Here is a 15,029-nt window from a genome sequence, read left to right on the forward strand (position 1 = left end):
AGCTATCTGAGCCTTAATTTAATTACTAGCCAAAGGCGATATGAGGTGAAACTTTGACCGCAGCAATTACTAGTGTTTTAAGTTTTTCTAACATCCAAGTTAAAGCTTTTTTTACCCCTGCATAAGTTATATCAACGGCAACAAATGGCTTTCCTACAAAGTTGAGTATATGCCCAATTAATCCTTTACTGTCTTCAGCAAACTTAGTTGACATTTGTGAAATTTCGACAATTGACCGAGCTAATAAATCATAAATAGTTAAAACACCTGATGTGCCTATTTGACCCATAATACTTGCTAACTTACCGCTCTCACGTAATAAAGTAATAAGGGCACTTGTGATTTTTTCAGACCAATGTGCATTAAAAGAAGCGTGATGGCGATTATAGTACTTCAGACGTGTCATCGTTAGGTTAGATATCGAGCCTTTCTGCATACTTTTATAGTCAGGGTAACTAGCTGCAGTGTTAATATAACCAGGTGCATTACCTGCCATTTTATGCGCCGCCCCCGTTAATGAAACACACGTACTTAGCCTATATTCGCTCCCCGCATGCACAAAAGGCCAAACAGGAACCATAGCTACAGGGTCGCTACGATGAACAGCCCTATAAATACCATCTAATCTTGTCTCTGTTTTAATTGCGAAAGGGTTTAGACCCACCCTTGGAGATCCAAAAGTATAAAGTTTTACAGGCACCTTATATTGAGCTTTAATCCAATTAGCTGCTAACGTTGCTAAAGCACCACCAAGGCTATGGCCAATACAGTGAACAGGGCGCCCACCTGCCTTACTCAATATTGCTGCTAGTTGCGGTTTAATAGTTTCAAAAGTACGATTAAATCCAGAGTGCACCGGTGTCCAGTTTGGACCAACTGTAACACCACAGTGTAAATCTGTTAACGCATCAGCAAGCCCAGCAGTACCCCGTATTGCTATAACTATCTCGCCAGCATGGTTACCGGTACCTTTGCCTACACCAAAAAAGCCAAAACCAGTAGATTGGTTCAATACATGCTCTGCTGTTGTGCCACTTACACCTGTTAGTGTTGATGTTTTTGAATCAAATGCAAAGTGCTTACTAATAATTGGATTCGACTTTATTTTTTTTGACTGATCACCAGCCGCCGAAACCGCAATGCTTTTGTACGCAAAATCAGCCAGTTGTGCCGCTATGCTAGGAGATAAAATTTTCATGTAAAATCCTTTTATTATTTAAAATCTTTAAAGTAATCCGTATCGTCGTCTTCAGTTTCATAGATTTCAAAGTCACTTTCCCATCTACAAATAGTCGAGCCATAAAAATCTAAATTTTCATGAGCATGGTTAGGAAATATAAAATCCACATTAGGTGATACTAAATCAGCGTTTAGACTGCTTAGCTTTTGCTTATACTCATCGGGCTCATCAATACCACGTAGCTCACTATTCCAAAGCTCATACTCTTCACCGTCATGAATTGCAGTAATAAGTTGATAAGTAACTTCATGGGAAAACATATCACCGGGTATTTTTGACTCAACAACGACCTCTGGCATATTAAACGTGCCATCGGAAACTGTAATAACCTGATCTTCTTTTTCAATTTTATGTGCAAATTTGAGGCTGCGATTAATTAAAACGCCTGCAACTGGGTTACCGTTTAGAGTAATAATCCCTTTAACTTCAGAGCACATGTGTACGTCATATTTTTTTATTAAACCAAACATAGTGGTTCTAGTTCCTACCTAAAAATACCTTAGAAATAAACTCTACCGAAATATACTAAAGTATTGGCTTTCGATTTTTAAGAATTGCTTGACTGACGCCTTTTACTTCAAACTGTTTAAGTAACGCAGCTATGCCATATTGTTTTTCGGCATCTATTTCTTTTTGATAAAGCGGAAAGACTCGGTAGATGTATACGAGAGTATCATTACAGTTAATTTGCTCTTCAGTCAGTAAAGCAACACCTTGATACGGTGTGCATTCAACTTCTCGGGTAATAATAATAACCCGTTGCGTTAAATCTATATCGACTTGGCTTATTACCTCTAGCCAATCAAATAACCAAGGGTATGATTGAGTGAGTACTTCTTCTGCCGTATCAAAGCCTTGTTTTGTTACTTCAAACATTATCTCAAACGGGGTTTCTGCATTTTTACTGATGTTGTCAGAAAAAACAGCAAATTTACCCTTTGCTTGTTTTGAATACAAAATACATGGTGACTCTTTACTTTGCACATCAGTCAATGCGCCATAATGAGCGCTTAACTTATCTTTAAACGTTTCTGTTATGGATGATACATAATTAAGCTCGTTTAAATCATCTTCAATGTTTTTATAACCTTGCCCACGACCAAAGCGAATAAGTTCTTCTTTAGTTTCGTTATTCGCACCATTTTCTATCAATAATTTGAGTAGTTCTTTACTTTGACTGTACACTGCACAGGATAAGGGGGAATCATCTCCGTTATGGTTTACATTGGCACCGAGTTCTATCAATTTTTTAGCTGGTGTAATTTTATCAACTATTAAGGCTAAACTGAGTGGAGTTCGCCCGAACTCATCTAGGCTTTCTATGTCAAATATATTGACTAGCATCTCAATCACATCAGGTGAATTTTTTGACGCTGCTCTATGTAACCAATTTTTTTTACCCGCAAATTCATAATCTATAAGCTCAGGATTTTCTTTAAATAAATTTTTTAAAGCGACTGCATCGTCAGACTTAATCAATTTCATAGTATTTTTTCTAAGTTCTATATTCATTAATATGCTTTTCCTCTAGTATGATTAGCTGCTACTTTTCCCATTTCAATTAGGGCTTCCACCACATCTTCTTTTTCACCGTCTTCATCTGCTAGCGCTAACGCTTCATAAACTTTCTTAGCCATTTCTTCTGTATGTAGCCCTTCAATATTAGGCGCCCATACTAAGTTTTCAGGACCTTTAAGCCAATCTATTTCATGCTTTTCTAAAATAGCTTTACTCTTAAGCACCCACTCTTTTTGCTTACCACTACCTTCTTTAAATACAATATGGTGAGCATGAGCATTTTCCATTTCTTCAGGGCTTGGTTTAGCAACGCCATGATCTTTTTCTAAAATTTTACCCCAATGAATGTTGGCTACTTTTTCATTGTTATCAATATGCTGTTTAGCAAAGTCCTCAATACTAACTGTTTGCGATATTCGGTTACCCGATGGCGTCTCTCTCGTAATTATAATATTATTTTCTTCAGGGAGGATATTTTCAAAGCTATACTCATGCTTTTTACGATACACACCACCTTCTGGTGGATAATCAATTGTAGATATATCTTTATTATCAATTGGAGTACATGCTATCGCAATTTTAAAAATCGCATCCACTGTTTCTTGATCAAAACCATTACCTACTAACGAATTCAGCTTGTTTTTTAATCTTTTTTCCCCCTCTGCACACAATAACCCCATTGGATCTACCCAATTAACTGGGTTCGGTGCATATTGATAATGGTTTATGCCACCCACCAATCCAATCGGGTCTTGGTTTATAAAGCGCTGTTGTTTAGGGCTATAATAACGGTAGCGGTTGTAATGTAAGCCACTCTCTTCATCAAGGTATTGCCCTTGAAAACGAATTGGCTGAGTGAAGCTACTTTCTTTGTTAGTTTCAGGTTCGGCTTCTGACTCTTCATAACCATACACATCGGCTTGGTTTTCCCATACGACTTCTGCTTTGTTGTTGGTAACAAAGCGCGGGGTATTCAGTTGGTCTAGGTGGTAGTAATATACCTCACCTTGTTTAATTAGTGCGACTGGGTGAAATTGATTTGGCAGGTTGATATACCAGGTATATTCACCGTGTTGGTACTCGCCAATTAATTGATCGTTATCCCAAATGTAGTCAATTTTTCCCTGCTCGGTGTGCTTGGCGATACGACGACCGAGTGGGTCGTAGTCGTACTGAGTGAGCGTGCCGTTGTTGTTAAAGCAACTTAGCTGATTAAATGCATTGTATTCACGGCGGGTTTTTATGCCTTTACCGGTTTCGCGTATTTGGTTACCAAACTCATCATAATGAAAGTCGCTATCCCCAAAGTGGGTTAAACGGTCGGCATCAGTGATGCCTGTAATAACATCATCATTATCACTTAAATCACTGGCTACGGTTGTTTCACTTGAATCACTGTATTCGCTATGCGTGGCGCGTGTTAAATCAATAGAAGTGCTGGCATCTGTATGATCATTATTGCCAGCATTATGTTTTGTAGCTTGCTCGCCTGTATCTTTAGTGTTTACAACGCCTATATTTGACTGCACCGTCTGGCTAACTGGGTTACCAAAACTGTCCCACTGGTATTGGGTAGTTTTTGTGTTCTCAGAACTTACTAGATTTTGCTGAATTAACTGGCCAAGGCTGTTGTACTCAAAATTAATATTGTGGCTGCTAACACCTTCCTCTTTACGCGCAATCAACTGGTTGATGCTGTCGTAATTGTACGTACAGGTATCAAATAGTGCTTGCGCAGGATGGGTTAACTGCTGTTGTGTTAGCCGGTTAAATACATCAAATTGTTGGGTAAGAGTTATGTCATTACCAAACTTTTGCGTTTGAATATTACCTTGGCTGTCGTAGCTAAGCGCTGCAAGTTCAACAGCCGTGCTGTTGCCTTGCTGTAAGTGAATAGCACTTAGCTGACCAAATTTATTGTAGCTATATTTAAGCGTACTTGAATCTGGCAAGGTCAGTGATTGCCTTCTGCCGTAGTCGTCATAACTGTATTTTAAGGTATGCGCTTGTTGCTGATTATGTACTTGCTCAGCACGCAGTAACCGCCCGCCTTTATCAAACTGCTGCTTTAAAGTTGATTGTGCATTATGCGCACGGGTAATTTTACCTTGCAGATTATAGCTGTAGTAATTGGCGTTATTAACGATGTGAGTATCGGTTGCCAAACTTGCATGCTGCGCAGTTACGCGGCCTAATTTATCACGCTCTATTTTTACATGGCGTTTATCACTTTGTGTAACCGAGATTAAGCGGTTGCAAGCATCGTATTTATATTGCTGTAACGTGCCATCGAATCCAGTTACTTGCGTTGGGTTTTCGTTAGCGTCATAACTTATGCGGTATACATGGCCGTCGCTACGCTCGATAGCGGTTAGGTTGCGCTCTTTATCGTAAGTTAAGTGCAGTGCGCTGCCATCGGGCTGAATAACACAATGTGGCTGGCTTAGCCCTTCAAAGTGTTGCTCGGTGGTATCACCCTTACTGTTTTGCGAGCTAATTAACCGCCCTGCATCATCGTAACTAAAATGTTGATGCTGTTTGTTCTCGGGGTCTTTTTCGTCAAAGGCAATAGTTTGCGCAAGCTGGCCGTGCTCATTGTATTTATATTGAGTCAGCAAACCTGCGTTATTAATGGTGGCATTTACACGGCCTAAACTGTCATAGCTATAACGAATAAGCTCATCGTTATAGTGCTTGGCTAAAAGCTCGCCTTGCTCGTTCCATACAAATTTAGTGACTTGACCATCTTTATTTATGTGTTGGGTTAGCTGGCCAAATTTGTCATAGCTGTAAAGTACGGTGCGACCGTCGCCAAAGGTTTCACTTTGCAGTAAACCCGCTACGCTGTATTTACGTGTTATTGTTTGACCATCAGGCAAGGTGGTTAATACACGCTGACCCAATTGGTTGTAAGCAAATTTAGTGACACTGCCATCTGGCTGCGTTATTGATTCTAACTGGCCATAAGGGGTATAACTGTATTTTATTTCACTGCTATCTGGCTTTATTTCCGTTATTTTTTGACCTTGTGCGTTATAGCCGTAGTGCCACACATTACCATTAGGGTCGGTATGCTTAACTAACTTACCTTGCGCGTTATGTACAAAGTGTTCTTTATGCCCACGCGAGTCTATACAGGTTGTTTCACCAGCGTTTAAATTATATTCAAACTGATATGTATAGGTGTTGTTATCGCCCCATTGTTTTATACATTTAGCACTTGATGAGTAACTGTCCCATTCAAAATGATGGCTAAAACCACTGGCACGAGTACGCTTAGTTAATAAGTTAGCGGCGTTATAGCCATAATGCTCTGTTTCACCTTGCTGATTGGTCGCGCGAACGAGGTTTTTGTTTTCATCATAATCATATTGCGCAAGTAACGGCGTAAGTAATACTGGCTTGTTGTTATCACCTGTACGATATGCCGAAATGTTTGCCAGCAATCCTTGCGGGTTATATTTTAAAATACAGCCACGCGCTTTATTTACCTCAACGCGATGCAAGCGCTCTTTAGCATCGTAATAAAAACCAATACTTTGGCCTTTTTCATTAATAACTTTTTCGAGCAACCATGAGTTCTCGCCGGCTTTAAACGTAAGATGCTGATCATCTGGGGTTACCAATACTTGCTTACCATTAGTTTGGTAATGCAACGCCAAATTACTACTTAACTGATAGCTCGATTGCCCCGGTTTTACTTTTTCAAAGCGGTGTTTAGCGCCATGCTCATCTTGGTATTCTAACCAATAGGTACCCTTTTGTTTTGGACCTACTTTAGGTGGCGGTAAATAGTGCTCAGTTAGCTGCACCATGAAGTCATGTCGCCAACCATTACCCATCACATTACACACATCTGAATGCGATGAGCGGTATAGGCGTCGCCAAATTAATTGTTTACTGCCTGCCAGGGTGAAATCAATAAGCGGCAGTATTTCTTCACCCGAAAGCATAGAAACTGGATCAGAGCGACACTCTTGTTGGGTGATAGGTTCTTCACTGGGAGTATTATTACTTGCACCGCCACTATTTTTAGCCGGCGCTTGAGAGGCACTTTTACCTGAGGCTGTTGAACTGCTCTTACTACTTGGCTTTTTACCTGCTGCGCCGCTATTGGTGTTATCACTTACCTGAATGGCCGACTTAGCTTTTTGGTGATAACAACTAATTTTATCTGCAACCAAAGCTTGGGTTAATACACTCGCGGTTTCACGAGCTGACGCACCGCGCGAACAGCTTACTCCTGCAAGGTTAAGCAAATTAATAACGTCTAAACGTTTAGCTGCATCGCTTGTAAGCGCACTGCCGACTTGTGCAATTTGATTTTTGGCACTTTCCGGCGTGTTAGCTGCTACAGCAACAAAGCCCGACGGCGCAGAACCTTTACCTGCGACGAGGCAAATTGGGTAACTTATTCCCTGTAAAACAACGGTATTACTTTGCATTAGCTGTGTACTTCCTCACTTATCCATAAGTATGATGCTGCACCTTGATGCTTAGCTTGCTCCTGTGAAAGCATTAATGCATAACTAAAATGCTCAACAATTGCAGGGCTTGTAGTTAATTGGTACAAATTAACCAACCCTTCTAGTGCGCCTATTTTCCCTAATTTATAATTGGGTAGTTCGTAATATGTGTGCTCATCAATTAAGCTAGTAAGTAGCTGTAAATTGTTTAGCCAACTATCATCGTCTACCCCATTTCCTGGTGCAAAAATTAGATCTATCTTATTCTCTGTTTGTTCAGCTAATCGCGTAAGCATACCTGCAAGCTGATTATGTTTGCTAAAATCAATAGATGCTGCAATTTCATGGCTTACCTGCGACCACCCGCAAGGCACCATTTCAACTAGGGCCAACGCGCCACCTACACCTTGATAAGCAAACTGCTGCTGTTTATTTGCTTTAAAAGTTGCATCTAAAGCAATTACATTGAATTTTTGCCATTTTTTTTCACCGGCCAAAGCTATAGCAGAGTGCGCGGCTGTTGCACCATGAAAAATAAGCTCATTGCTATGATCGGGGTATAGCTGTTGTAAGCTCTGAGTTAATAACTGTTTTAGCTCATCTTGAAATGATAACGCTGGTAGTAACCAAATCATCGGCAATGTGCTGTCTGTGACTTCTGCCATTAATTCTTTAGATTTAATTATGCAATCGTAAACACAGGCATCCCAAGACTGCCATTGCAGTTCATTAAAAACAGCACTGTTATCGTCAAATAATAATGCATCTACGCTGCTAATATTTGGGGCAGAAAAGCATACCATGTTTATTGAAAATGCACTCATGATGCCACCTCGTCCTGAGCTTTATTGGCAGCGAGGTGTTGATAATAGCGATATAAGTTAAACACCCCTTGGCTATAGCTATCCATGGCTGATAAATAAATGGCATTAGGCACTTCATCAAGAGGATGTCCTGCAATCAACCGTAAACTCGACATGGCGGTTTCATATTTAGACCAGTTATGTTTTAACTGCTGCTGAAACTCTAATAGCGCGCTTTCATCACCTTGCCAAGCAAGTCGTTGAATATCGTATTCCACTAGCTGATCGAGTTTATCACCTAACATGCGTCTTATTAGCGCAATAATTAACGCGGGTTGCTCTACCTGTTGTAATAAAGAATTGGCTAAAACAATAAGTTTTACAAAACCGCTTTGTAATAAAATATGTAGTGTTTGATCAACCGATAAGGTATTACTGGCATGATTGCTTAAGCTGTTTACTTGCTCAAAATTTAATGACAACAAAAATAACGACATTAAGGGTGATAGATGGGCTTGCTCACTTAATGCATCAAAAATAGCCGTTAATATCTGTGGCTCGTGGTGCTGCGCAAGGCTGGTAATTTGATTTATAGTGACCAGGGTTTGCGGGGGGATTTCATCATCAGCACTGTAAGCAAAAAACAAGGTGTTTAAATTTAATAGCCGAATTAAATTAAAGCTATGCTGTTGAATAACCACTTTATTTATAATGATTTTAAAAAAAGCACTCAGCGCTGGCTGATTAAGCAATTCATTTATAAATATAATATTTTTATTTTGTGGCAAGTTAGCCATTAATTCAATACATGCTTGGGCAACTAATTCATCGTTTTTGGTATTGGTGATTATTTCGACTAGTTGCTCAGTGGTGGGTAATTCAAAATTATTTTTTTGATTATTGTTTTTTGCGTTCACCCAACAGTTTTCTAATAGGGTTTTTCTTAAATAGCGAACATGACCTACACACGTAAACGGGCACAATTGAACGTTACTAATTTGTAGTAATTGTGCTTGATGATCACTTAAATAGGTCGCTAGCAAAGTTAACCACCAATTAAAACGGTAGGGTTGCCCACAACGATTTTTCCGCCGTGGCCACTATCATCGCCCATTCTGGCCGCGGGTTTGCCATTAATTTTAACGCTCCCCGAACCTGTTTTTACGCTATCTGGCGGGCCAATACACACTATCATGTCGCCTTTACGCGCCGCGGGCATGCCACCTATTAACACATTGCCAGAGCCGGCAACTATAGGTCCACCCACATGTGGCACTTTAGCGGTCACTTTAGGGCATACATGCATATGACCAATTGTAGCAGCGGGTTTACCCATTTTGACTCCTTGTCGTATCTTTGCTTGTTTATGAAATACTATTCATACAGTGGAATAACTAGTAGCTTGTTAGTCGTCACTAATAGCGAAATTTCTTCAATTAGCTCATCTTTACTGTGATCAGCAAGTGCCACAGTGCTTTGAGTTGCATATTGATATAAATTTGAAATTACATTTTCACTATTAAGTGAATCACTTAAATGAATAAAAAACTGCTGTGCATAATAGCCATTCATTGCTTTTAAATGACTTAACGCAGGGCTTAGTAATGGATCATCTGGCCTATTTATTGGTAAACACACTAAATGCGGTAAACCATAACGGCAGTAAACAACGTGCCCGTTATTTGCAATGCCGTTTCTAAACCCTGATTGAAAGTTATTGACTATTTCCATCATTAATTTAACTTAATTACACCAGCAGATAAGGTAATGGCACTGCCATCTACTTTTACATTACTGCCTTTAATATCAATGTTTGTACCTTCAATAGTGATATTGCCACTACTGCTCATTTTAATTTGCGCAGAGCCTGTTTTTATCACTATTTCGTCACCCGCTTCAATATTAAGTGTTTTACCTACTTTTAAGGTGTCGTTTTCACCCATTTCCGCAATACGGTTTTTTGTAACGTTAAGATTGTCGTTATTAAGAATTTCAACATTACGATCGTTATCTATTTTTTCGTTTTGATCGTTTTTAACGTAAAGCTGTTTATCTTTTTCGGCTTGCATATACACAAGCTCGCTGCCTTTTTTATCCTCAAAGCGCAGCTCATTGAAATTATCTGCTCCACCTTCTTTAGTTGAGCGAGTTTTAATACCGCTTTGCGTTTTTTCGCCCGGTAAAGCGTACGGAGGCATTAAGTCTGCGTTATAAACAGCACCACTTATAATAGGTTGATCTGGGTCGCCATTAATAAAATCAACCAGAACTTCTTGTCCTACGCGAGGGAAGAAAAATGCGCCCCACTTTTTGCCGGCCCAGTTTTGTGCAACTCGGATCCAACATGAACTTTTAGAATCTTTTTTGCCTTCGCGATCCCAATCAAATTGCACCTTTACGCGGCCATATTGGTCAATCATAATTTCATCGGCGCTATCACCTGTTACTATGGCTGTTTGTACGCCATTGATAACCGGTTTCTTTTTGCTCACTTGCGCTCTGTATGGAATGTCTTTTGGCACACATTCAAAATGGTTAGAATACACTTCTTCACTTGATGCTTGTGCAGCGCCTGATTGATTTGGTACTACAATCGATGTCATCATCGAGGTAATAGCAAAGGTTTTACCTTCAAGGCGTGGGTCTTCATGTTTTTTGAAACTAAACAGTTTACCAACAGAAAATGAGCGGCAGTCACTGCGCCCGCTTGAGAGCTTCATGTCTCTTTGCAGTGACTCTAACTGTACAGATGCCAAATTAGCAGCACGAGGATGGCACTCTGCCTCTGCTGTATATTCAAAAATTTCTGATACCGATTGCGTGGGTAACTCGGCATTTGCTTGCTCTGCATCAGGGTAACGCGACGGCTGTTTAAAATCGTAGCCTAAACGCTTAAAACTGCCTGGCGCTAAGCTTAATCCGCCTTGCCAACGCGAAACATGAGATTCGCTTAAATGGCCAGTTGAATGAACAACTTTAGCCTCACCACATGTTTCATAGGCAGTGATATCATCTGCCAAAACTAATGTATGGTTACTTTTTGTATGCTCAAAGAAGTAAAAAATACCTTCGCTTTGTAATAAGCGTTGGATAAAGTCAAAATCTGACTCTTGATATTGCACACAGTACTCGTATTTGGGGTAGGTTTTACTGGTTTTGTCTGAAAAAGCCACATTGTGTTGGCCAAACAAATCAGCAAATATATCTTTTATTGTTTTCTTTTGGAAAATGCGGCTGTTCTTGCGATTACGCATAGAAGCGGCAAAAGGCACAATGGTAGCTTGATAATCAATGTAATTTTTTTGTTCATCAACGTCCGCAGTACGACTGCCGTTAGAAACAAGCTGACTCACAATACCGTGATAATAACGCTCTCCCCCACCTTCGGCATTTTTTACCTTTATCGATACCGGCTTGCCAACCAGATCTTCATGTGCAATTTGTTGGCCTATGGTGTACATATTGACCGACATAACAAATAAATCTGACATGGCTTCTTGTGCAACGAAGCGCGTTAAATAAAGGGCGTCTTTACCAACAGGGGTACTAATTTGAATTACGTTTTTATCTTGTGTTGCTTTTTGCATTCCTTGCTTTTCCCATCCTGAAGATCAAAAAAAGCTCTGAGCATAAGCCCAGAGCTACAATCGGGTAACAAATATTACATTTGTTGACCTTTAACACCGCTGTAACCATATACTAGTGGTGCAGTGATGTTGTTTTGATCGTCAGTTGGTGTAACAGTCATCATCATTTCAGTGTAGCTGATAGTGATTGTTTCAATTGGACGGTCGTTTTGAACAGATACTGAATAGCTAGAGATCATGGCATCTGTAAGTTCGATTTTCATGATTTCTTCAACTTTATCACCTTGTTTAGTGATATGGAAAATAGCAGGTAGACCTTTACCAATAGTTGCTTCTTTGAAAAGATCCGGAGATGCTTTATCTTGAAGTTTAGTAATAGTCACATCGCCTAGACGAGTAGAGCTAGATTCACGGTCCATCGCTGTACCAGTCGCTGCACTAATCTCACGGCTAACGTTCCAATCTAAAGATAAAACTGTAATTAAATCTTTGAAAGACTCGGCAGTAGTTTCGCCTTTGATTGAACCGTATTTTAAATATGTATTTGCTTGCATTTGATAATGCTCCTTTTTATTAAACAATATTATCCATTATGTGGATTCGTTTACTTTGGTTACCCAAAATTCCTTGAAATCATTATCTCTAAAACAGCAATGAAAAGGTCTTCAGAATTCCTTTCCCTAGATGAAGACAATGTCTCAAAAATTCCATGTTTCTATATAAGACACATGAATTATAATGCTCTAAAACTAAAGAAACAACCATAAAAACAGGTTATTTTAAATTAACTTTAGTTAGCTCAATATCAAACTCATTATCCTTAATTAACAATGAGATAGATGTCACTTTTTCACCATCAACCATGCTCGAAAGCAAAATTTCAGACAATAGTGGTAGTACTTTATTCTGTAATATGGTGTGAATATTTCTTGCACCCGAACCAGCATTTTGACAATTAGCAATAATGTGCTCAATCACGTCATCGTTATACGTTAATTGCGCATCATAATGCTTTTTAACACGCTTAGTTATTTTGCTAATTTGCAGCGCTGCAATTTGGGTCAGAATTTCATCACTTAACGGAATGTAAGGAATAACATTAATGCGCCCTAAAAATGCGGGTTTAAATGCGCCTAATAAATCATCTTGTAATGCTTTTAATAAACCTTTAATACTCGGCTTACTTTCTTCATCTTCAAATAAGCTCATTGTGGTATCAGTACCCACATTTGAGGTCATAATAATGATGGTGTTTTTAAAGTCGATATCGCGACCTTCGCCGTCCTTAATCGTACCTTTATCGAATACTTGATAGAAAATATCTTGCACGCCTGGATGGGCTTTTTCCATTTCATCAAGTAGCACTACACTGTATGGTTTTCTTCTTACTGCTTCGGTTAAAATACCGCCTTCGCCATAACCAACATAACCTGGAGGTGAGCCAAGTAGTAATGACACTTTATGCTCTTCTTTAAACTCAGACATGTTAATAACTGTTACGTTATCTTCACTGCCATACACTTCTTGTGCTAGTGAAAGTGCGGTCTCTGTTTTACCAACACCGCTTGGTCCTGCCAGCATAAATATACCATTAGGGCGACTTTCGTCTGCTAGCTGCGCACGGGAGGTTTGTACCACTTTAGCCATAAGTTCAAGTGCATGATCTTGGCCAACTACGCGCTGTTTCATTTGCTCAGCTAAATTTAAAATGCCATGAATTTCATCTTCATGCATTTTACCAACAGGAATACCAGTCCAATCAGAAATAACCTGTGCAATCAACTCTTCATCAACTTGCCAATGCACCATATTATGTTCGTACGAGGCTAGCTTAAGCTTGCTTTCTTTTAGCTGCTCAAGTACTTCAGCTGAAGAGTCTGCATCGTTGGTGTTAATCGATTCAAGCGCTTGGTTTAACTCGGCAACTATATCCTTCTCAACATTGAACTGCTCATTTAATGGTTCAAGTTGCTGTTCAATCTCAACTAGTTCAGATTTAAGTGCTGATAATTGTTCACTATGATCTAAACCAGTTTTTTGCTCACGATTTAACATTAAAACTTGCGCTTCAATTTCACTAAGCCTATTAATTAACTGCTCAATCGCATTAGGTGTCGATGCTTGGCTCATAGCAACACGAGCACATGCCGTGTCTAACAATGCAACGGCTTTATCGGGAAGTTGTCTGGCAGTAATGTACCTGTGCGATAGATGCACTGCACTTTCAAGTGCTTGCTCTGAAATAAACACTTTATGATGTTTTTCCATCACAGGAACTAAACCACGTAGCATAGCAACCGCTTTTTCTGGTGTTGGCTCTTCAACTTTAACCACTTGGAAGCGACGTGTTAGTGCAGCATCTTTTTCAAAAAACTTTTTATATTCAGCCCACGTTGTTGCTGCAATAGTACGTAACTCCCCTCTTGCTAGAGCAGGCTTAAGTAAGTTGGCAGCATCATTTTGACCCGCTTGTCCGCCACTACCAATCATAGTGTGAGCTTCATCTATGAAAAGAATCACAGGATCAACAGCGTTTTTCACTTCATTAATTAGTGACTTCAAACGATTTTCAAATTCACCTTTCATTCCCGCACCTGCTTGCAGCAAAGCCAAATCTAGGCTGTGCAACTTAACGTTTTGTAACACTGCAGGTACGTCTTTTTGAGCAATCCTTAGGGCAAGTCCTTCAACCACAGCGGTTTTACCTACACCCGCTTCACCCGTTAATATTGGATTGTTTTGACGACGTCTAGTTAAAATATCTACCATCTGACGTATTTCGAAATCACGACCTAAAATTGGGTCTATTTTTCCCGCTTTTGCTTGAGCGGTTAAATCGACGGTAAATTGATCTAAGCTTGGTGTTTTAGATGAACCATTTGCAGGTGTTGTAGCACTTGCAGTGGTGGTATTACGTTCTTGCGATTGGGCAACAATTTCAGGCCATGCATGTAGTAGTTGTCCAGGTTCTATATTATTGAAAAGCTTGCTACAACGCGTTACTAAACTAGACAAGGTATCGTCTTTTGTAAGCGTATAAATAACGTAAGCACTGCGAATTTGCTCATCAGTAAATTCTATACTGGTGCTTAACCATGATTGTCTAAGTAAAGTAGTAACATGTACCGACAGACTAGGCGACGAATCACTGCCCGTTTTAAATGACTCTAATGATTGATTTAAATCTTGCTTTACCTGATCAATATCAATATCGAAAGCACCGAATATGAGTCTAACATCGTCTAGTTGCTGCTCAATCATAGCTAACAGCCAATGCTCTAATTCAACCGTAAAATGGCTGCGGCTATTACAAATTGCGACCGCTGCTTCTAAGCTCTTTCTACAATCTGGGCTTAGTTTCTCAACTAATTTGTTTAATGTCATCGTTGACATACACTGTTCCTTTTAATTTTAA

General features: G+C 39.6%; 11 protein-coding genes. All 11 read right to left on the reverse strand.

Translation table 11 applies throughout. The annotated features are described in order from the left end of the window. Positions 1–25 precede the first annotated feature (25 nt). The gene (locus tag P3J6_RS09205; RefSeq protein ID WP_090493398.1) at positions 26–1,198 is read right to left on the reverse strand and encodes a lipase family protein; all 1,173 of its coding nucleotides are present in this window, start codon (positions 1,196–1,198) and stop codon (positions 26–28) included. Positions 1,199–1,212: 14 nt separating this feature from the next. Continuing rightward, complete coding sequence (locus tag P3J6_RS09210) at positions 1,213–1,710, reverse strand: DUF6795 domain-containing protein (RefSeq protein WP_198522815.1); 498 nt, start codon at positions 1,708–1,710, stop codon at positions 1,213–1,215. Positions 1,711–1,765: 55 nt separating this feature from the next. Continuing rightward, a complete protein-coding gene (locus P3J6_RS09215; RefSeq protein WP_198522816.1) occupies positions 1,766–2,752 on the reverse strand; it encodes an ankyrin repeat domain-containing protein in 987 nt (328 codons plus the stop codon). Continuing rightward, positions 2,752–7,203: an RHS repeat-associated core domain-containing protein gene (locus P3J6_RS09220; protein WP_198522817.1), complete on the reverse strand. Its 4,452-nt coding sequence runs from the start codon at positions 7,201–7,203 to the stop codon at positions 2,752–2,754. Before P3J6_RS09220 ends, P3J6_RS09215 begins: the two co-directional genes overlap by 1 nt. Further along, positions 7,203–8,048, reverse strand: coding sequence for a hypothetical protein (locus P3J6_RS09225; protein WP_198522818.1), 846 nt, complete (start codon positions 8,046–8,048; stop codon positions 7,203–7,205). The genes P3J6_RS09220 and P3J6_RS09225 overlap by 1 nt, the downstream gene beginning before the upstream one ends. Then, positions 8,045–9,070 (reverse strand): hypothetical protein, encoded by a 1,026-nt coding sequence (locus P3J6_RS09230; RefSeq protein WP_198522819.1) that lies wholly within the window; start codon positions 9,068–9,070, stop codon positions 8,045–8,047. The genes P3J6_RS09225 and P3J6_RS09230 overlap by 4 nt, the downstream gene beginning before the upstream one ends. A gap of 2 nt (positions 9,071–9,072) precedes the next feature. Further along, complete coding sequence (locus P3J6_RS09235; protein WP_010389361.1) at positions 9,073–9,363, reverse strand: PAAR domain-containing protein; 291 nt, start codon at positions 9,361–9,363, stop codon at positions 9,073–9,075. Positions 9,364–9,401: 38 nt separating this feature from the next. Continuing rightward, a complete protein-coding gene (locus tag P3J6_RS09240; RefSeq protein WP_054201386.1) occupies positions 9,402–9,761 on the reverse strand; it encodes a hypothetical protein in 360 nt (119 codons plus the stop codon). Further along, positions 9,761–11,614 (reverse strand): type VI secretion system tip protein TssI/VgrG, encoded by a 1,854-nt coding sequence (gene tssI / locus P3J6_RS09245; RefSeq protein ID WP_055011523.1) that lies wholly within the window; start codon positions 11,612–11,614, stop codon positions 9,761–9,763. Before tssI ends, P3J6_RS09240 begins: the two co-directional genes overlap by 1 nt. A 74-nt stretch (positions 11,615–11,688) precedes the next feature. Further along, complete coding sequence (locus P3J6_RS09250; RefSeq protein WP_138605861.1) at positions 11,689–12,168, reverse strand: Hcp family type VI secretion system effector; 480 nt, start codon at positions 12,166–12,168, stop codon at positions 11,689–11,691. Between the two features lie 220 nt (positions 12,169–12,388). After that, on the reverse strand, positions 12,389–15,007 hold the full coding sequence (tssH, locus tag P3J6_RS09255; protein ID WP_198522820.1) for a type VI secretion system ATPase TssH: 2,619 nt from the start codon (positions 15,005–15,007) through the stop codon (positions 12,389–12,391). Positions 15,008–15,029 lie beyond the last annotated feature (22 nt).

The organism is Pseudoalteromonas sp. 3J6, assembly GCF_903995135.1.
Classification (GTDB): Bacteria; Pseudomonadota; Gammaproteobacteria; order Enterobacterales; family Alteromonadaceae; genus Pseudoalteromonas.